Genomic DNA, 19227 nt, shown 5'->3' on the forward strand with positions numbered 1-19227 from the left:
CTGCGGAGTGGCGGGGGTAGGCGTCAGCCCGTCACCCGGATGAACACCGGGTTGTTCTGCCACATCTCGCCGTACTGCACGGGGGTGCCCTCCTGCTGGGCCTCGACGACCATGCCGTCGCCCGCGTAGAGGGCGACGTGGCCCGGCGTCCACACGATGTCGCCCGGCTGCGCCGAGGCGGCGGAGACCTGGTACCCGATGGTCGAGATCGCGCTCGAGCTGTGGGGGATCGAGATACCGAGCTGGCCGTAGACGTACTGGATGAGCCCTGAGCAGTCGAAGCCGCTGGGGGAGGCTCCGCCCCACACGTAGGGCACACCGACGTACTCGAGTGCGAGGTTGACGGCCTGTTGGCCCAGCCCGGACGAGTCCGCGGCGGCAGCGGCCGCTGCCTCTGCGGCCGCCTCGGCCTCCGCGGCGGCTTCGGCTGCCTCAGCCTCGGCCTTCGCCTTCGCCTCGGCTTCCGCCTTGGCACGAGCCTCGGCCTCAGCCTTGGCCTTTGCCTCGGCGATGCCTTCCTCGGTCTCGGCGTACGGCGTCACGGACACGCGTCCGCGCTCGGCGTAGAAGTCGGCGTCCTGGGTGACCTTGACCTTGGTCACCAGGTTCTCGGCGAACCCGGCGCGGACGGTCGAGTCGACCGTGTTGCTGATCGTGTTGTTGCTGATGGTGTTGCTGACCGGCGTGGCGTTCGCGAGCGCGGCCTGCGTGTGCGTCTCGGCGGGCGCGGAGTGGGCGGTCTGGGTGAACACCGACGCCAGCATGCCGGACGTGACGACCGCGATGGCGCCGGTCCGGGCAGCGTTCTCGGCTGCGGTCTGGGTCAGTGCGGTGAAGGGGGTGAGTGCGGGGCCGTCGGCGCGGTGCCTGCCCCGGTTGCTGGAACGGCTTGCCTGGTCGTCCGCCCAGTCGTGCGTGCGGTCGGTGAGTACGGTCACCAGTGATCTCCTCGGACGCCTACGAAGTGAGCTGTCGGGTTCGGATGGGAGAGCGATTCACCCGGCCTCACAAGGAGGCTTCACCCCAAGGACACTCACGTGCCCGCTTACCTGGTTCCCCCGCCCCTGTCACGGTTCTGGCTGCCAAGGTCCGGTGACAGGGTTCGGCGTCCGGGCCTGGACCTCCCCGTTGCTGGAGAGGCGAGATCGACCGTACCTGCCCCTCGCGCAAATGTCACGATTAGGTCACATAGCGACCTGTGATGGAACGTCCTTGGCAATCTGTGCCCCATGCCACTATGGCGTCCATGACCCATTCGATGCGATCCCGGTACGACGTCGTGGTGGTGGGCGGGGGTCACAACGGCCTCACCGCGGCTGCCTATGCGGCCCGTGGCGGCCGGTCCGTCCTGGTCCTCGAACGCGCGGACCACGTGGGCGGCGCCGCCGTCTCGGCCCGCCCCTTCGCCGGGGTGGACGCGCGGCTGTCGCGCTACTCCTACCTCGTCTCGCTCCTGCCTCGCCGGGTGATCGACGAGCTCGGCCTGCCCGTCAGGCTGAAGCGCCGCCGCTGGTCCTCGTACACACCGGTGGCCGACGGCGGCCTCCTCGTCGACAGCCAGGACGACGTCGCCACGCGCGCCTCGTTCCGGCGGCTCACCGGTTCGGACGCCGACTTCGAGGCCTGGGGCCGCTTCTACGCCATGACCGCCGAGGTGGCCCGCCGGCTCGCGCCGACCCTCACCGAACCCCTGCTCCCGCGGTCGGCGGTCCGGGACCTCGTGGTCGACGGGGTGGGCGAGGAGGCCTGGCGCGCGCTCTTCGAGGAGCCCCTCGGAGAGGTGCTGCGCCGCACCTTCGCCGACGACGTGGTCCGCGGGGTCGCGGCCACCGACGGCCTGATCGGCACGTTCGCCGACATCGACGAGCCGTCCCTGCGGCAGAACCGCTGCTTTCTCTACCACGTCATCGGCAACGGGACCGGCGACTGGGACGTGCCGGTGGGCGGCATGGGCGCCGTCTCGGGCGCCCTGCGCGACGCCGCGGTGGCCGCCGGCGCGACGATAGTCACCTCGGCGACGGTCACCGCCGTCGATCCAGGTGCACCCGGCGCCTCCGGCGCGGAGGTCGCCTGGACCGACGCCGACGGGCGCACCCAGGGCGTCACGGCCGGCCACGTGCTCGCGGCGTGCGCCCCGGCGGAGCTGGACCGGCTGCTGGGCGGCGACGCCTCGACGACTGCCGACCGCCCCGAGGGCGCCCAGCTCAAGGTGAACATGCTGCTGACCCGACTGCCCAGGCTGCGCGACGACGTCGACCCCGTCGCCGCGTTCAGCGGGACCCTGCACGTCAACGAGTCCCTGACCCAGCTCCAGGCAGCGCACGCGCAGGCCGCCGCCGGGCGCATCCCCGACCTGCCGCCCAGCGAGATCTACTGCCACACGCTCACCGACCGGACGATCCTCGGGCCGGAGCTCGCCAAGACGGACGCGCAGACCATCACGCTGTTCGGGCTGCACATGCCGGCACGGCTCTTCCGCACCGAGCCCGACGTCGCCCGTGAGCGGGCGCTCCGGGCCACGCTCGCCTCCCTCGACTCCGTGCTCGCCGAGCCGATCGAGGACGTGCTCGCGCTCGACGCCGACGGCGCCCCCTGCCTCGAGGTGCGCACCCCCGTCGACCTGGAGCGCGACGTCGGGCTGCCGGGCGGGCACATCTTCCACCGCGACCTCAGCTGGCCGTTCGCCGAGCCGGACGACGGCGACGAGTCCGGCCGCTGGGGCGTCGCGACCGAGCACCCCCGGGTGCTCCTGGCGGCCGCCGGAGCCCGCCGCGGCGGTGGCGTCAGCGGTATCCCCGGCCGGGCGGCGGCCATGGCGGTGCTCGGGGGCGACGCCGGCTGACGACCTACGATGTGGCGGTGCACATCCGACGCGCCCTTCCCGTCGACGCCCCTGCGATCGCCCCGCTCCTCGGTCAGCTCGGTTACCCCAGCACCGCGGAGGACGTCGCCGCCAGGTTCGCCCGTGTCGCGGGCAGCGAGACCGACGCGGCCTGGCTGGCGGTAGACCCGGACGAAGCCGATGCGGAGGCAGTCATCGGGTTCGCCTCAGGCCACGTCCGCTGGGCCTACGAGCTCGATGCGCCGGTGGCCCAGCTCACCGCACTGGTCGTCGCCGAGACGAACCGCGGCACTGGAGCAGGGCGCGCTCTCGTCGCGACCTTCGAGGAATGGGCAATCGCCGCGGGCGCCGCACGGGCCACCGTCTCGTCGTCCTTTCGCCGCACGGGCGCGCACGCCTTCTACGAGCGGCTGGGCTACGAGCAGCTCTCGAAGAAGTTCGACAAGCGCCTCTGACGCTCTGCCCCCTCCGGCGAACCCGATCGGCCATGCGGTTGCTGCCAGGAAGGGCCCCGGTCTGGCAGCAACCGCATGGTCAGCCCTCCTGGGTTGCTGACCAGGCGTAGGAGGGGTCGGTCGCGAGGAGGTGCTCGTGGCTGCCGCGGGCCACGACGGTCGCCGGGATCGCGCCCGTCGTCGCACCCGCGATCGTGGCGGGCGTGCCGTTCCCGAGCAGCAGGACCTCGTCGGCGGCCGCGAGCGGCGTCAGCCGATGGGTCGCCAGGAGCACCGCCCGCCCCGTCTCCCGCGCGTGGTCGGCGAGGGTGCGGACCAGGGCGTCCGCGGTCTCGCCGTCGAGATGCTCGGCGGGCTCGTCCACGAGCAGCACCCGGGCGGGGGCGAGGAGCGCGCGAGCGACCAGGAGCCGACGGCGTTCCCCGCCCGAGACCGCCGCCGCGTCCGTGCCGACCAGGGTGTCCAGCCCTTCGGGAAGCGCGGCGAGCCAGTCACCCAGCCCGACGGAGATGAGCGCGGCCCGAGCCTCGGCCTCCGTAACGTCGCCCCGCGCGACCCGCAGGTTCTCCAGCACGCTGGTGTCGAACAGGTGCCCATCCTCGGCAACGAACAGCCTGTCGATCGACGTGGTCGGCAGAACGTCAGTTGATCGGTAACCGGGACTGCCGACCTCCTGACGTTCTGCCGACCACCCGCCCACGCGGCCCGTCAGGGGCGGGATCAGGCCCGCCGCGGTCATCAGCAGCGTCGTCTTCCCGACGCCGGACGGTCCCGCCAGGGCCGCCACCGAACCCGGGCGCAGCGTGAGGGACACCTGCTCGACGACGGCACGCGGCCGGCCGTCGCCGTCGGGCCAGCCGGCGGTCACGCCGTCGAGCACGAGCAGGGCGTCGTCCTCCGACCCCGACGTGTCAGACCCTGAGGTCACCCGAGTGACCTGTGGGTCTGACACCGGAGCGGAGTCCGGCAGCAGCTCCAGCAGCCGCCGCGCGGCCTCCCGCGACCGGTGCAGCTGGACCGCCGCCGCCGGGAGCCCGGCGGTCGCCTCGAACACGGCGAGCGGCGTCAGCACGACCACCGCCAGCGCCTCCACGGACAGCGAGCCCGACAGCGCCGCCGGGACCCCCAGCGCGAGCGAGGCGAGCACCGCCAGACCCTGTGCGAGCGCCCCCAGGGCCGCTGCCAGCCCGGAGGTGCGGGCGCCGTCGTCCGCGACGGCGGACAACCGGGCGTCGGCGTCATCCAGGTCCGCCAGCCGCGCCCGGAAGCGCCCGGAGACGCGCAGCGGCGCCGACTCCTCGAGGATCTCCAGGGACAGCGCGGTCACCTCGCCGCGGGCAGCCGCGCCCCGCGCCTCCGTCCGTGCGGCCGCCCGGGCCGCGAGCCACGGCGTCACCACCCCGGCCAGCACCAGGCACAACGCCAGCGCCACCCCCGCAGCGGGCAGCAGCACACCCAGCAGGATCACCGAGCCGAGCGACGTCACCACCGCGACACCCGCCGGCACCACCGAGCGGACCACCACGTCGCCGACGTCGTCCACGTCCTGGCCGATCCGTGCGAGGAGCTCGCCGCGCCGGACCGTCACCGGACGGTCGTCGGCGGCGAGCCGGTCGTACAGGTTGGCGCGGAGCGCCGCCATGCCCCGCAGCGCGACGTCGTGGGAGGCGAGGCGCTCGCAGTAGCGCAGGACGCCGCGCCCGATCCCGAACGCCCGCACCGAGACCACCGCCACGGAGAGGGTGAGCACCGGGGGCATCTGCGAGGCCCGGGCGACGAGCCACGCTGCGACCGCCGCGAGCCCGATCGCGCAGGCCAGCGCCAGGACGCCGAGGCCGATCGCCGCCGCGACCTTGACCGGCCGCACCTCCAGCAGCGGGAGCACCCGGCGCAGCGGGTCGGCGGTGACCTTGGCCCAGCGCGATGCCGGGGTGCCCGGTGTCGGAGCGGTCCATGCCGGAGCGTCCGGCGTCGTGATGTTCATCGTGCCTCCGGGTCTGCCGCCGAGCGGACGTCGATCACCTGGTCCGCAAGCCCGAGCAGCGAGGTCCGGTGCGCGACGACGAGCACGGTCCGCCCCGCGTCACGCCACGCACGCACGGTCTCGAGCACCGCCTGCTCGCCGCGCGCGTCGAGGTGCGCGGTCGGCTCGTCGAGGATCACCAGCGGCTTGGTCGCGGCGTCGTCGAGCAGGGCGGACGTGAGTGCCACCCGCTGACGCTGGCCCACCGACAGGCCCACACCGCCGAGCCCGACGCGCGTGTCCCAGCCGTTCGGGAGCGAGCCGACGACGACGTCGAGCCCGGTCAGCCGCGCCGCCTCGGCAAGTGCCGCGTCACTCGCTGCCGGCTTGCCGTCGAGCACCACCTCCCGCAACCGCCCGGGCGGCAGCGACGGCCGCTGCGGAACCCAGGTCAGCCCAGCCCACCACCCTTCCAGCCCGCCCGCCGAAAGCTCGTCAAGACCCCGAAAAGCGCCAGTGGGGTCGACGAGCCCCACCCGCCCGTCATCCGGCGACAGCAACCCGAGCGCCACGAGCACCGCGGTCGACTTGCCCACCCCGCTCGGCCCCCGCAACGCGACGACCCGCCCGCCCCCACGAGTCTCGGACCCGAGCGCCACCCGAGCCGACAACCCGGACGGCGCCACGACCCCCCGCCCAACAGCCCGCACGGACACCCCGTCCAGCACGAGCTCCCACCCGGCCGGCCGTGCCCGGACGTCTTCACCCTCCGACCGGACTGAACCAGAAGAAAGAACTGAACCAGAAGAAAGAAGAGCCAACGCCCGAGAAGCCGCAGCGACCCCGTCGACCGACGCATGGAACTCAGCCCCGACCCTCCGCAGCGGCAGGTACACCTCGGGCGCCAGCACCAGCACGGCGAGCGCCGGCTGCAGCTCCATGGCGCCCTCGACGAGCCGCAGCCCCACGCCGACGGCGATGATCGCCACCGACAGGGTCGTGAGCAGCTCCAGCACCATCGAGGAGAGGAACGCGATCCGCAGCGTCCCCATGGTCGCCCTGCGGGACGCGTCGCCGAGCGCCCGCACCCGCTCACCCGGCCCGATGGACCGTCCGAAGGCGCGGAGCGTCGGCAGCCCGGCGACGAGGTCGAGCACCTGGGCGCCGAGCCGTTCGACGGTCGCGAGCCGCCGCTCCGACGCCCCCGCGGTCAGCCGCCCGACGAGCACCATGAACACGGGCACGAGCGGCAGCGTGACGACGAGGATCACCGCCGACACCCAGTCCAGGCCCAGCACGACGGCCACGAGGGCGGGCGTGAGCAGCGCCGTCAGCACCAGCTGCGGCACGTACCGCACGAGGTACGGCTCGAGCGCGTCGAGCCCGCGGGTCGCCAGGGTCACGACCTCCGCCTCCGGGCTCGCGCCGTTCCCGCTGCCCGACGCCGGAGCGCCGGCCCCGCCTGCCGCCGTCGTCCCGCCGACCGCCGCCCGCGGGCCACGCAGCGCCCAGGCCTCGACCACCGCGTGCCGCAGCTCGGCGATGGTCCGGGCGGCGGCGCGCAGCGCGTACCGCTCCTGCGCCCACGCGACGGCCGCCCGGCCGGCGATCACGAGCGCCAGTCCCGCGAAGGACCGCACCATCGCCGGTCCGGACGCGCCGTCCCCGCGTATCACCGGTGCCAGCAGGTCCGCGATGAGCAGGGCCTGCGCGACGATCAGCCCGGCCGCCGTCACGCCGAGCCCGACCGTCAGCACCACGTACCGGCGGGCCGCGCGCACTTCCCGCAGCAGCCGGGGGTCCAGGGGCTTCACGATCCGAGGTTCCCGTACCGGCTCAGAATGCCGACTCCTTGATCTTCTTCCAGGTGAGTCCTGCCGGCGCGGGAATGTGGTCCACGGTCAGCCGGCGGCGGAAGACCCAGTAGGTCCAGCCCTGGTACAGGATCACCAGAGGGGTGAGGAAGGCGGCCACCCACGTCATGACGGTCAGGGTGTACGGGGTCGACGACGCCTCCGCGATGCTGAGGGAGGGCCCGCCGTCCAGGCCGGGCATGACGTCGGGGAACATGGATCCGAAGATCAGGACCACGGCGGCGATGATCGTCGCGGCGGACAGCCCGAACGCCCAGCCCTCGCGCCCGGCGCGGTTGGCGAGCGCGACGCCGACCAGGGCGAGTGCGGCGACCGCCACGGCGGCCCACGTCCAGGTGACGGAGAACGCGAGCTGCGCCCAGAGAGCCCACCCGCCGGCCACGGCCAGGGCCGCTACCGACAGGACGCCCGCGAACCGGCGGGCCCGGGCCCGGATCTCGCCGTCCGTCTTGAGCGCGACGAACACCGTGCCGTGCAGGAGGAACAACACGAGGGTGGTGGCGCCGCCGAGCAGCGCGAACGGGTTGAGCAGGGCCCAGAACCCGCCCACGTACTGGTGCGTCTCGGAGAGCTGGACGCCGCGGACCAGGTTGGCGAACGCCACGCCCCAGAGGATGGCCGGCGCCCAGGAGCCCACCTGGATGGCGATGTCGCAGCGGCGCGCCCAGACGGCGTCGGCGATCTTGCCGCGGTACTCGAAGGCGACGCCGCGCACGATGAGCGCCACCAGGATGAGCAGCAGCGGTAGGTAGAAGCCGGAGAACATGGTCGCGTACCACTCGGGGAACGCGGCGAAGGTGGCGCCACCGGCGGTGAGCAGCCACACCTCGTTGCCGTCCCACACGGGCCCGATGCTGTTGACCAGCACCCGCCGCTCCTTCTCCCGGTGCGCGGCGTCGCCGCGCGGGAGCAGGGACATGAGCATCCCGACGCCGAAGTCGAAGCCCTCGAGCACGAGGTACCCGGTCCACAGAATCGCGATGATGAAGAACCACACGAGTGCGAGGTCCACGGTCACGTCCTTTGTCAGTCTTGGGTTCTGGCGGAGGTCAGGCGGTGGTCAGTAGGCGAACGAGAGCGGCCGGTCGGTCTCGTCGTCGGCGGCCTCGGGCGACTCGTCGCGCACCGTGGAGGGCACTCCCTCGATCGCGTACCGGTGCATGAGGCGGTACCAGATCACGGCCAGCACGCCGTAGAGCAGCGTGAACACGATCATCGAGGTGAGCACCATGCCGGGGCTCACCACCTCCGAGACGCCGCGCATGGTGAGCAGCCGGACCTGGTCGATGCCCGTGGGGTTGGGGGCGACCACCCAGGGCTGGCGCCCCATCTCGGTGAAGATCCACCCGAACGACGACGCGATGAACGGTGTCGGGATCGCGGCGATCCCGAGACGGGCGAACCACGGGTTGTCGGTGACGCGGCCGCCCCGGGTGAGCCAGAGCGCGGCCAGGGCGAGCAGCGCGGAACCGGCGGCGAACCCGATCATGAGCCGGAAGCTCCAGTACGTCACGGCGAGGTTCGGTGTGTACGAGATGGGGTTGCCGGCGTCGTCGGTCTCGCCGTACCGCTCGGAGTACTGCTCCTGGACGTCGTTGACGCCGGGCAGGTAGCTGTCCTCGCCGGAGAAGCTGCCCGTGCCGAGGTAGCTGGCCAGACCCGGCACCTCCAGGATGTGCCGGACGCCCTCGCACGAGTTGGACAGGTCGCCGATGGTCAGGATTGAGAAGTTCGCCGCCTCCTCGCCCTCGCACAGCGCCTCGGCCGAGGCCATCTTGCCCGGCTGCTGCTCGAACATCAGCTTGCCCTGGACGTCACCCGTCAGGGCGACGCCGGCTCCGGAGACCAGCATGACCACGGTGCCCAGGATCACGGCGGGGCGGTAGACGTTGCGGGCGAGCTCGATGGACTCGGCCCGCTTGGTCCGGACGAGGCGCACCATCCACCAGGCGGAGATCCCGGCCACGAACGTGCCCGCGGTCAGGAACGCCGCCGACACGGTGTGCGGGAAGGCGGCCCACAGCGTGTTGTTGCCGAGGATCGCCCAGATCGACTCCATCTCGGCGCGACCGGTCTCGGGGTTGTAGATGGCGCCCACCGGGTGCTGCATCCACGAGTTGGCGGCCAGGATGAACAGGGCGGACAGGTTCACCGCGACGGCCACGGCCCAGATACAGGCCAGGTGGACCCGTTTGCTCAACCGGTCCCAGCCGAAGATCCACAGGCCGAGGAACGTGGACTCCACGAAGAACGCCGCGAGGGCCTCCATGGCGAGCGGGGCGCCGAACACGTCACCGACGAACCGGGAGTACTCGCTCCAGTTCATCCCGAACTGGAACTCCTGCACGATGCCGGTGACGACGCCGAGCGCGAAGTTGATCAGGAACAGCTTCCCGAAGAACTTGGTCAGCCTCAGCCACCGTTCGTTCCCGGTGCGGACCCAGGCCGTCTGCATGATGGCCACCAGGGGCGCGAGCCCGATGGTGAGCGGCACGAAGATGAAGTGATAGACGGTGATGATGCCGAACTGCCAGCGTGCCAGATCTAGAGCGTCCACTCAGGGCTCCTGTGATGTCTTCGAACGGCGCCCGTCCCTGGTCGGTAGGCCTGAACATGCAGGTCCGCGACCACCGCAGGGGTGAACTACCGCTTGTGAATGCCTTCACAAGCACTGTACACGCAGTTCGCCGTCCGCAGGATGGGCCCTTCGGCCCCTATGTCGTGGGCCGGTCGTCCTTCGCCGGGTGGGCTCGGTCTCTTGTGCGATACTTGACGAACCCGCGTGGGCCCACATCCCTGCGCGGCCTGCAGAGTCCATCACTGCCCGCGATCCGCACGCGGTGCCGCTGTCACGACAGAACGTGGCCGCAGGCGTCCGCGAAGATCGCAGGAACAGGGCCGCAGACCGAGACTTCAGCCCGGGTGTGTCGCTTCGCCGCGATGCACAGCCGGACGACCGACCGCCTGGCGGCCCGCGTGGTGTGGGGCGGACGCCGGCTACAGGAGCACCTCACGTGACGCCTTCCAGCACCACCGGTTCGACCATCGGGTCACAGGATGATCACGACGCACCTGAGGCGAACGCCCAGGTCACCACTGGTGGGGAGGCTCCGGCAGGCACGACGCCGGCCAAGCGCCCGCGTCGCCGCGTCACCAGGTCCGTCGTCTCGACGGCGACCGTCGAGCCCATCGTCGTCGGTTCGTCCGGCCCCGCGGAGACCCCGGCCGAGTCCCAGCCGGTGACCACCGGCGGCACCGCCGTCGTGTCGACCTCCGCGACCGCTGAGCCCGTCACCAAGCGACCGCGCCGCCGCGCCACGCGGGGCGTCTCGTCTCCCACGGCCCCTGCGATAGCCGAGCCGACGGCGGCCGAGCCGGTCGCCGAGGCCGTCGTCGAGCCCGCCGCGGCGAGCGAGCCGGTCCCGACTGAGACAGATGTCACTGTCGAGCCCGCCCCGGCCGCCGAGCCCGAGACGGTCGAGCCCGAGGCCGTCGTCGAGGAGCTCGCCGAGGCCCCCGCCGAGGAGGCGGCACCGGTCGACATCGTGCTGCCCGAGCCCGCTGCGACGCCCGTCGACGCCCCGGTGCGCGGGATCGCGAGCCTGGACGACATCATCCTGCCCGGCAGCCCGACGGCGGAGGCCGAGACGACGGCTCCGAAGCGTCGTACCCGGAAGAAGGCCGAGCCCGTAGCAGAGGTTCCGGCCGAGCCGGCCGAGTCGGCCGAGTCGGCCGAGTCGGCCGCCCCCAAGCGTGCCCGGTCGCGTCGCAAGCCCGTCACCGCTGAGCCCGTCGCCGCGGAGCCCCTGGCCACGGAGCCCGTCGTGGAGCCCCCCGCCGCCGAGGCGCCGGTCGAGGAGACCCCGGCCGCCGAGGCGCCGAGGACCCGCGGCCGCCGCAGCAGCCGCCGTCCGGCAGCGGAGCCCACCGTGGCCCCCACCGTCGAGACACCTGCCGCCGAGACGCCTGCCGCCGAGACGCCCGCGCAGCCGTCGGTCTCGCCCGCCGCGACGACGTCGGGCACGCGTGTCCCGCGGCTCGCCACCACGGCGCTGCTCTTCCAGGCGCCCGACGAGTCCGCCGCTCGCCGCTCGCGGCGTGCGCAGGCACCCGCCGGGCCGCCGCGTCCGCAGGACCTGACGCCGACGTTCGCCCGCCCGGTCGCTCGCCCTGTCGAGCCGGCCGTCGAGGCGCCCGCGCGTGCGGCGGAGCCCGCTGTCGAGCGGCCCGCCGAGCCCCGGTCCGAGCGTGCGGCCGAGGCCACGACCGAGCCCCAGGCTGCGTCCGAGACCCCGGCCGAGCCCAGGGCGCGCCGGTCCGGCTCGCGCCGGGCCGTGCGTCGCACGGGCGGACCCAGCATCGAGCCGGCCGCGCGGCCGGACACGCAGGACGCGGCCCCGAGCACGCGGGCCGACGCCGTCGAGCCCGCCGTGGACACGTCTGCGCCCGTCCGAGAGACGAGCGCCGCCGTGCCGTACTTCGTCGCGGCCGAGCTGAGCGAGGACGACGCCGCCGCCGTGGACGAGGTCGGCGCGATCGAGGACGAGCTGGCCGCCGAGGGCGTCGAGCTCGAGGAGCTCGCCCCGGCGGACTTCGAGGAGTACGACGACGAGGAGGTGCGCCCGTCGCGCCGCCGTCGGCGTCGGGGTGGACGCGGCCGTCGTGGTGGCCGCGCGAACCGCCTGGACGACGAGGACGACTCGGCGGACGAGGAGCAGGACGACGACTCCGAGGACGACGCGCAGGGCGCCGACGAGGACGAGGATGCGCAGGCGTCCGACGAGGACGCGGTCGACGGTGAGGGTGACGGCGAGGGCGAGGGCGGCAGCCGTCGGCGTCGCCGGCGCCGCCGGGGCACGCGGGGCGAGCGCGCCGAGGCGGCCGCCGTCCGCTCGACGCGCACCGACGAGGTCACCGCGCTCAAGGGGTCCACACGCCTCGAGGCGAAGCGTCAGCGTCGCCGCGAGGGCCGGGACCACGGGCGTCGTCGCCAGATCATCACCGAGGCCGAGTTCCTGGCCCGCCGCGAGTCGGTGCAGCGGTCGATGATCGTGCGCGAGAAGGACGGCCGCACGCAGATCGCGGTGCTGGAGGACGGCGTGCTCGTCGAGCACTACGTCTCGCAGCAGTCGCAGGCTTCGATGGCCGGCAACGTGTACCTGGGCCGCGTCCAGAACGTGCTGCCCTCCATGGAGGCCGCGTTCGTCGACGTCGGCAAGGGCCGCAACGCCGTGCTGTACGCGGGTGAGGTCAACTGGGACGCCGCGGGCCTCGAGGGCCAGCCGCGCCGGATCGAGCAGGCGCTGAAGTCGGGCGACTCGGTCCTGGTGCAGGTCACCAAGGACCCGATCGGCCACAAGGGTGCCCGGCTCACCAGCCAGGTCACGCTCGCGGGCCGGTACCTGGTGTTCGTGCCGGGCGGCGGCATGACCGGTATCAGCCGCAAGCTGCCCGACACGGAGCGCTCGCGCCTCAAGAAGATCCTCCGCGAGGTGGTCCCCGAGGGTGCGGGCGTGATCGTGCGTACCGCCGCCGAGGGGGCGAGCGAGGACGAGCTGCGCGCCGACGTCGAGCGGCTGCAGGGCCAGTGGGACGCGATCCAGGAGAAGTCGAAGAAGGCCAACGCCCCGGCTCTGCTCCAGGGCGAGCCGGACATGGCCATCCGCGTCGTCCGCGACATCTTCAACGACGACTTCTCGTCGCTGGTGGTGCAGGGCGAGGGCGCGTGGGACGAGATCGCGCACTACGTCGAGGAGCTCGCCCCGGACCTGCGCGAGCGCGTGTCCAAGTGGGTCGAGAACACCGACGTGTTCCACGTGCACCGGGTGGACGAGCAGCTCGCCAAGGGTATGGACCGCAAGGTCTGGCTGCCCTCGGGCGGCTCGCTGGTCATCGACCGCACCGAGGCGATGACGGTCGTGGACGTCAACACCGGCAAGTTCACCGGTGCCGGCGGCACGCTCGAGGAGACCGTGACGCGGAACAACCTCGAGGCGGCCGAGGAGATCGTGCGGCAGCTTCGCCTGCGCGACATCGGCGGCATCATCGTCATCGACTTCATCGACATGGTGCTCGAGTCCAACCGCGACCTGGTGCTGCGCCGGCTGGTCGAGTGCCTCGGCCGGGACCGCACCAAGCACCAGGTGGCCGAGGTGACCTCGCTCGGCCTGGTCCAGATGACGCGCAAGCGCGTTGGCCAGGGCCTCGTCGAGGCGTTCTCCGAGACGTGCGAGCACTGCAAGGGCCGCGGGTTCATCGTGCACGAGGAGCCCATCGAGAAGTCGGGCAACGGCATGGCCTCGGGCGGTGCGCCCGCGTCGTCCGACGAGGGCCCGCGCTCCCCGCGTGCGCGCCGCAAGCGCGGCAAGGAGGGCAAGGTGGCTCCCGTGCTGGAGACCACGCCCGTCGCGAGCCTGCCCGAGGAGCGGTCCGAGGCGCGCGAGGCCGTCAAGGCCACGCTCGCGACCATCGCCGCCGCCGCTCAGCATGCGCACGAGACGAAGGAGCCCTCGGACGAGGGTCCCGCCACCCTGGACGAGATCCAGCTGCCGAGCGCCGGTGCGTCCGGCACGGCGTCGGCGTCCGCGGGCTCCGGCTCGGCGGCTGCTCCCGACTCACCGGATTCCGACTCGGCGAGTCGGCCTGCGGACGCCGCGCCGTCGGCGAGCGATGCGCCGGAGGGGGGCTCCGACACTGGGCAGTCGGAACCGCCCAAAGGAGCTGGCGACGAGGTCGCCTGAGCAGAAGAAGGGCTTCTGGGCGAGGCTGCTCGGCCTCTGACCTGATCCCGACGAGGGCCGCCACCGTGAGGTGGCGGCCCTCGTTTTTCGTGCCCGGAAATCGAGCGTGCGGATCTCCCTTGCGGAACCACCGCGTTCTGTGGTTCATTAGTCGAGTAATGAACCAAGGAAGCAGCGAACCGCACGAGACTCGGAGACCCACGATGACGACCACCGCCGTACGGCCGACCGCTACCCGACTGGGGTACGTCGACAACTTGCGGGTGCTGCTGACCGTTCTGGTCCTGGCGCACCACAGCGCCCTGACCTACGGCGCGCTCCCGCTCTGGTACTGGACCGAGCCGAGCACCAGCCCGTCCGGCGTCGCGCTGATGCTGCTGGTGATCGTGAACCAGCTCTATTTCATGGGGTTCTTCTTCCTGCTCTCCGGCCTGTTCGCCCCCGGGTCCGTGGACCGCAAGGGGCCCGGCGCCTTCGCCCGGGACCGGTTGCTCCGGCTCGGCGTTCCCCTGGTGGCCTTCTGGCTGGTGGCGCGCCCGCTGCTGTCGCTGCAGAGCTGGCCGGAACGTCGCGCGGAGGGGGAGTCGTTCCTGCAGTTCTGGTTCACCGTCGGTGACGTCGGCCCGCTGTGGTTCGCCGAGGTGCTCCTGGTGATGTCGCTCGCGTACGCCGCTTTCCGCGCGCTGCGCGCCCGCTCGGCAGCACGGTCCGGCATCGCGGACGCCGGATCGCCGACGACCGTCGACGCCGAGCCGCGCCCGGTCCGTTTCCGGGCGATCGCCGGGCTCGTCGCGGTGCTGACCGCCGCCACGTTCCTCTGGCGCCTCGTGGTCCCGTCCGGGACCTACTGGGAGTTCGCGGGCCTGCCCTCCCCGGCCTACCTGCCGCAGTACGCGATCCTCTTCGTGGTCGGCCTGCTCGCGGTGCGCCGCGGGTGGCTCACCGCCCTCACCGTGCGGCAGGGGCGCGTGGCGCTGGTCGTGGCGCTCGTCAGCCTGGGGCTGGCCCTCGGTGGCGCCGCCCTCGCGACGGCGCCCGGCGCCGGGCCGCTCGCCCAGCTGGGTGCGAGCCTCGCGGAGAACGTCTTCGCGATCAGCACGATAGTGGCCCTCCTGGTCCTGTTCCGGGAGCGGTTCTCGGGTCAGCCCGCGTGGGCCCGCTGGGCAGCGCGGAACTCGTTCGCGGTGTACGTCATCCACCCGCTGGTGCTGGTCGGCGTCGCGATGCTCTTCGCGCCGCTCGCCGCCCCGGCCGGCGTGAAGTTCCTCGTCCTGCTCGCCCTCTCGGTGCCGCTGTGCTGGGGCTTCGCCCACCTGCTGCGGAAGATCCCGGGCGTCTCGCGGGTGCTGTAGGCGGGTCAGCCGGCTGCCGACAGCCGCTCGTAGAACTCGGCGATCGTCCGGGAGAAGAGCTCCGGCTTCTGCTGGTTCCACGGGTGGCCGACCCGCGGGACGATCCGCAGCTCGGCGTTCGGGATCGTCCTGGCGAGCTCCCGCGCGGGTGCGAGGTTGGCGAGGTCGCGGCTGCCGCACAGGACGAGCGTCGGTGCCTGGATGCCCGCCAGCCCCTCGCGGAAGTTCATGTCCGCGACCACCTGGAGGGCGCCGAGCCACTGCGCCTTGGTCAGGACCATGCGTTCGGCGGCGCGCTCCGGCAGCATCCGGACGATCGTCCGCTGGATCGCCATGAGCGCGGGAGGTACGCGGACCTGGCTGCCCGAGAGGACGAGGGACGCGACGCGCTCGGGAAAGTCGAGCACGAGCTGGGTCGCCGTCATCGCGCCGAGCGACAGGCCGCAGACGTGCGCCCGGTCGACCCCGCGCTCGTCGAGCAGGTCCCGCAGCGCGCGTGCCGCACCAGCGAACGTGAAGGCGCCGGGCGTCGCGGCCCGGTCGAGCCCGGGGATGTCCGGGGCCAGGCCCGTGAACCCGGCGGGCAGGGCACGCAGCTGCGCCTCCCACGGATCGATGCCGGCGCCCAGCCCCGGCAGGAACAACACGGTCTCGACATCGGCGGCCATGCTCGTCAACCTAATGGAATGGTTGACTGGCGACCATGGAAGACGGCCTGGGCGCTGGGCGCCTCGAAGTGATCGCCGGCCCCATGTTCGCGGGTAAGTCCGAGGAGCTGCTGCGCCGGGTGCGCCGTGCCCGCATCGCCCGGCGCGGGGTGCTGGTGGTGAGTCACTCGCTCGACGCCCGCAGGGGTCTGGGCAGAGTGACCTCGCACTCGGGTCAGGGTGTGCCCTCGCACACGGTGTCGGACGCCGCGGAGATCCTCGCCCTGGTCGACGCCGACGCCGACGCCGGGACGGGGACCGCGACCGAGCTCGTCGCCGTCGACGAGGCGCAGTTCTTCGGCGCGGGCCTCGTGCCCGTGGCCTCGGAGCTCGCCCGCCGGGGGCTCGTCGTCGTGGTCGCGGGACTGTCCGTCACCTTCGACGGGCAGCCCTTCTCACCCCTGCCCGAGCTGATGGCGCTCGCCGAGTCGGTGGAGAAGCTCACCGCCGTCTGCTCGGTGTGCGGCGCGGACGCGGCCTTCCACGTCCGGGTGCCAGGTGCACCACCGGTGACCGCCGCCGACGACACCGGCAATGCGGGCGGCGCGCTCGTCCCGGTCGCCGCGCACGTCGGCGGCTCGGAGTCGTACGAGGCGCGCTGCCGTCGGCACGCCGGGCGCGCGGAAGGGCGCGAGTGACCGGTAGTGGCTGACGCCCCGACGGCCGCTCGCGCCCTTCGGCGCGGCGAGGTCTGCTGCTGCCCCGAGGGTCAGACCTTGCGGAGCGAGTGGTACTCCGGGCAGTCGAACGGGTCGCGTGCCGCGAGCCCCACCCGGTTCAGGTAGTTGACGACGAGCAGGTACGAGTGCGCCAGGGTCGTCTCCGTGTAGGGGATGCCGAGGTTGGCGCAGTGCTCCCGGACGATCACGGCGGTCCGGATGAGGTGCGGCCGCGGCATGCTCGGGAACAGGTGGTGCTCGGTCTGGAAGTTGAGCCCGCCCATGAGGATGTTCATGAACCGGCCGCCGCGGATGTTGCGCGAGGTGAGCACCTGCTTCGAGAGGAAGTCGAGGTTGCTGTCGGCCGGGATGATCGCCATGCCCTTGTGGTTCGGTGCGAACGAGGCGCCCATGTAGACGCCGAAGACGGCCAGCTGGACACCGAGGAACGCGAAGGCCATGCCGAGCGGCAGCACCAGGAACAGGATCGCGACGTAGACGCTGAGGCGGACGGCGATGGTGACCAGCTCGCCCACACGGGACCGGAGGGTCTCCGGCTTGCCCTGGAAGAGCGACTGGATCGAGGTGACGTGCAGGTTCAGGCCCTCGAGAGTGAGGAGGGGGAAGAACAGCCAGCCCTGGTAGCGGTTGATCCACCGCTTGAGCCCGCGGTGCTGGCGGACGCCTTCCTCGGTGAAGGCGATCGTGTCGTTCGCGATGTCCGGGTCCTTGCCGACCCGGTTCGGGTTCGCGTGGTGCCGGGTGTGCTTGTTCATCCACCACGAGTAGCTGATGCCGACCACTGCGTTGGCGAGGAAGCGGCCGAGCTGGTCGTTACGGCGTCCGGACTCGAGGACCTGGCGGTGCGACGCCTCGTGTGCGACGAAGGCGAACTGCGTCAGCACCAGGCCGAGCGCTCCTGCCATGAGGAGCTGGAACCAGGAGTCGCCCAGCAGGACGAAGCCCGTGACGATCCCGCCGAGCGCGACGGTGAGCGCGGCGAGGGTCCAGGCGTAGTAGCGGTGCGCCCGGTGGAGCAGTCCGGCGTCGCGCACGGTGCGTGCCAGCGACGAGTAGGTGCTGGTCACCGGCTGCGCATTGGGGTCGCGGGGTTTCGTCGGGCGGAAACCGTCGCGGACGAGGGGGGCAGCTTGGGCCATGTGGTCCTCACATGCTCGGTGTCGACTTCTCAGTCGTGGAATCGGACGATCTCGTCCATCACGCAGATACCGAGGAGCCTACGGGACCGTAGGTTAGGGCCGCGAGAGGCAGTTGTGGACGCTTCGCGAAGGCTTTTAGACGGTGTATTGACCTGGACTTGCCGATTCCATTCCGAATTGATCCGGAAAATCCGATTTGCACGGACTTTCGCTCACGGCTCGGGGTCCTCGACGAGCGGCACGAACCGGTACCCGCCGTGGTCGGTGGCGCGGGTGCGTCCGTCGGGCAGGCGCTCGATGAGCAGCAGCGTGGTCCGGATGGGGATGACCATGCGGCCGCCGTACCCGATCTGGTCCACCAGGGCGCGCGGCAGCGCGGGCGCCGAGGCGGACACGAGGATCCGGTCCCAGCCGTTGGGCCGGGGGTGCCCGAGCGTGCCGGGCGTGGCCTGCTCGATGCTCGCCCAGCTCATCCCGGTGCGTGCGAGGTTGGCCGCGCCCCACTCGGCGAGCCTGCTGTCGCGCTCCACGCCGAGCACCGAGCCCTGGGGCCCGGCGAGGTAGGCCAGCAGCGCGGTGGTCCAGCCGGAGCCGGAGCCGACGTCGAGCACGCGTGCGCCGAGCGGTACGCGCAGCAGGCGGAGCATGGCGGCGACCGTCGCGGGCTGCGAGGAGGTCTGCCCGCGCCCGATGGGCAGCGGGCGGTCCTCGTGCGCGAGCGGCCGCTGGGAGCGCGGCAGGAACTCCCTGCGGGGGACCGCGCGCATGGCGCGTTCGATGTCGTCGTGCACTGCTACCGGTTCAGAGGCCATCGGGATCACCCGGTCCCAGGGTAGGCACAGGCGGATCGAGGTCGCCAGGTGCCCGCCCCAGCGGTTCGGCGACCGCCCGTGGTGGAGGGTCGCGACACAGGGTGGGCAAGGCCACGCTCCCGTCGGTTTGAACCCGTCGGGGGCGTCGCGTAACCTAGTGCTTCGGTGTGCTGTCTGCGCACCCGTCCTGCGTGCCCATGGCGCACCGCACTCGACCGCCGCGGCGGAGCGAGTCACAGCAAAGCCGGTGGATCCCGTCGTGCGCGCACGCCAAGACTAGAGAGATGAGTTGAACGTGGTTTACGCGATCGTCAAGGCTGGTGGCCGTCAGGAGAAGGTGTCCGTCGGGAGCATCGTCGTCATGGACCGTGTCCAGGCGAAGCCCGGTGAGACCCTCGAGCTCGCTGCCCTCCTGCTCGTGGACGGGGAGAAGGTGACCACCGACGCGAAGAAGCTGGCGAAGGTCAAGGTCACCGCTGAGGTCGTTCGGGACGAGAAGGGTCCCAAGATCACGATCCTCAAGTACAAGAACAAGACCGGCTACCGCAAGCGTCAGGGTCACCGTCAGTCGCTGACCCGGCTCAAGGTCACCGGCATCAAGTGACTTCCGCTGCGGACCTCCTCGTCTGATGAGTGAGTCCGCGCGAGATCCAGATACTTCTT

General features: G+C 72.2%; 14 protein-coding genes and 1 riboswitch. Of the genes, 6 read left to right on the forward strand and 8 right to left on the reverse strand.

Going from position 1 to position 19227, the window contains the following annotated elements; translation table 11 throughout:
* Nucleotides 1-23 precede the first annotated feature (23 nt).
* The gene (locus tag ACNYC2_RS04640) at nucleotides 24-938 is read right to left on the reverse strand and encodes a C40 family peptidase (protein ID WP_419705900.1); all 915 of its coding nucleotides are present in this window, start codon (nucleotides 936-938) and stop codon (nucleotides 24-26) included.
* A gap of 3 nt (nucleotides 939-941) precedes the next feature.
* A riboswitch (cyclic di-AMP (ydaO/yuaA leader) is annotated at nucleotides 942-1091 on the reverse strand.
* Between the two features lie 146 nt (nucleotides 1092-1237).
* Here ACNYC2_RS04640 and ACNYC2_RS04645 point away from each other — a divergent pair.
* Both ACNYC2_RS04645 and ACNYC2_RS04650 read left to right on the forward strand, forming a co-directional pair.
* On the forward strand, nucleotides 1238-2842 hold the full coding sequence (locus ACNYC2_RS04645; RefSeq protein WP_419705901.1) for a phytoene desaturase family protein: 1605 nt from the start codon (nucleotides 1238-1240) through the stop codon (nucleotides 2840-2842).
* 17 nt (nucleotides 2843-2859) lie between these two features.
* Nucleotides 2860-3297, forward strand: coding sequence for a GNAT family N-acetyltransferase (locus ACNYC2_RS04650; protein ID WP_419705902.1), 438 nt, complete (start codon nucleotides 2860-2862; stop codon nucleotides 3295-3297).
* Nucleotides 3298-3376: 79 nt separating this feature from the next.
* Here the strand turns inward: ACNYC2_RS04650 and cydC are convergent, their stop codons facing one another.
* From cydC to ACNYC2_RS04670, 4 genes are read right to left on the reverse strand one after another with little or no spacing between them, the layout of a single operon-like run.
* Nucleotides 3377-5281: a thiol reductant ABC exporter subunit CydC gene (cydC, locus tag ACNYC2_RS04655; RefSeq protein ID WP_419705903.1), complete on the reverse strand. Its 1905-nt coding sequence runs from the start codon at nucleotides 5279-5281 to the stop codon at nucleotides 3377-3379.
* The gene (gene cydD / locus ACNYC2_RS04660; RefSeq protein WP_419705904.1) at nucleotides 5278-7074 is read right to left on the reverse strand and encodes a thiol reductant ABC exporter subunit CydD; all 1797 of its coding nucleotides are present in this window, start codon (nucleotides 7072-7074) and stop codon (nucleotides 5278-5280) included. The genes cydC and cydD overlap by 4 nt, the downstream gene beginning before the upstream one ends.
* A gap of 22 nt (nucleotides 7075-7096) precedes the next feature.
* Nucleotides 7097-8146, reverse strand: a complete 1050-nt coding sequence (gene cydB / locus ACNYC2_RS04665; RefSeq protein ID WP_419705905.1) for a cytochrome d ubiquinol oxidase subunit II — start codon at nucleotides 8144-8146, stop codon at nucleotides 7097-7099.
* Nucleotides 8147-8194: 48 nt separating this feature from the next.
* Nucleotides 8195-9691: a cytochrome ubiquinol oxidase subunit I gene (locus ACNYC2_RS04670; protein ID WP_419705906.1), complete on the reverse strand. Its 1497-nt coding sequence runs from the start codon at nucleotides 9689-9691 to the stop codon at nucleotides 8195-8197.
* Between the two features lie 457 nt (nucleotides 9692-10148).
* Here ACNYC2_RS04670 and ACNYC2_RS04675 point away from each other — a divergent pair, with 457 nt between their 5' ends.
* The gene (locus tag ACNYC2_RS04675; protein WP_419705907.1) at nucleotides 10149-13874 is read left to right on the forward strand and encodes an Rne/Rng family ribonuclease; all 3726 of its coding nucleotides are present in this window, start codon (nucleotides 10149-10151) and stop codon (nucleotides 13872-13874) included.
* 203 nt (nucleotides 13875-14077) lie between these two features.
* Entirely contained in the window at nucleotides 14078-15226 is a 1149-nt protein-coding gene (locus ACNYC2_RS04680) for an acyltransferase family protein (protein WP_419705908.1), read from the forward strand.
* A 5-nt stretch (nucleotides 15227-15231) separates the two neighbouring features.
* Here the strand turns inward: ACNYC2_RS04680 and ACNYC2_RS04685 are convergent, their stop codons facing one another.
* Nucleotides 15232-15894, reverse strand: coding sequence for an alpha/beta fold hydrolase (locus ACNYC2_RS04685; protein WP_419705909.1), 663 nt, complete (start codon nucleotides 15892-15894; stop codon nucleotides 15232-15234).
* A 35-nt stretch (nucleotides 15895-15929) separates the two neighbouring features.
* Between ACNYC2_RS04685 and ACNYC2_RS04690 the strand changes: the two genes are divergently transcribed.
* Nucleotides 15930-16571, forward strand: coding sequence for a thymidine kinase (locus ACNYC2_RS04690; protein ID WP_419705910.1), 642 nt, complete (start codon nucleotides 15930-15932; stop codon nucleotides 16569-16571).
* 71 nt (nucleotides 16572-16642) lie between these two features.
* On the opposite strand, the gene ACNYC2_RS04695 is transcribed toward ACNYC2_RS04690, so the two are convergent.
* Nucleotides 16643-17680, reverse strand: a complete 1038-nt coding sequence (locus tag ACNYC2_RS04695) for a fatty acid desaturase family protein (protein WP_419705911.1) — start codon at nucleotides 17678-17680, stop codon at nucleotides 16643-16645.
* Nucleotides 17681-17964: 284 nt separating this feature from the next.
* Nucleotides 17965-18564 (reverse strand): protein-L-isoaspartate O-methyltransferase family protein, encoded by a 600-nt coding sequence (locus ACNYC2_RS04700; RefSeq protein ID WP_419705912.1) that lies wholly within the window; start codon nucleotides 18562-18564, stop codon nucleotides 17965-17967.
* A 295-nt stretch (nucleotides 18565-18859) separates the two neighbouring features.
* Between ACNYC2_RS04700 and rplU the strand changes: the two genes are divergently transcribed.
* Nucleotides 18860-19168 (forward strand): 50S ribosomal protein L21, encoded by a 309-nt coding sequence (gene rplU / locus ACNYC2_RS04705; protein WP_419705913.1) that lies wholly within the window; start codon nucleotides 18860-18862, stop codon nucleotides 19166-19168.
* The last annotated feature ends 59 nt before the right edge of the window (nucleotides 19169-19227 follow it).

The sequence above is a fragment of the Promicromonospora sp. NFX87 genome (assembly GCF_048564965.1).
Lineage (GTDB): Bacteria > Actinomycetota > Actinomycetes > Actinomycetales > Cellulomonadaceae > Promicromonospora.

What these genes read in the sequence shown, in the direction of transcription:
- cydC (WP_419705903.1), bottom strand. Translation starts at nt 5,281, where the DNA reads ATGAACATCACGACGCCGGACGCTCCGGCATGGACCGCTCCGACACCG.
- ACNYC2_RS04680 (WP_419705908.1), top strand. Translation starts at nt 14,078, where the DNA reads ATGACGACCACCGCCGTACGGCCGACCGCTACCCGACTGGGGTACGTC.
- ACNYC2_RS04645 (WP_419705901.1), top strand. Translation starts at nt 1,238, where the DNA reads ATGGCGTCCATGACCCATTCGATGCGATCCCGGTACGACGTCGTGGTG.
- ACNYC2_RS04685 (WP_419705909.1), bottom strand. Translation starts at nt 15,894, where the DNA reads ATGGCCGCCGATGTCGAGACCGTGTTGTTCCTGCCGGGGCTGGGCGCC.
- ACNYC2_RS04690 (WP_419705910.1), top strand. Translation starts at nt 15,930, where the DNA reads ATGGAAGACGGCCTGGGCGCTGGGCGCCTCGAAGTGATCGCCGGCCCC.
- ACNYC2_RS04700 (WP_419705912.1), bottom strand. Translation starts at nt 18,564, where the DNA reads ATGGCCTCTGAACCGGTAGCAGTGCACGACGACATCGAACGCGCCATG.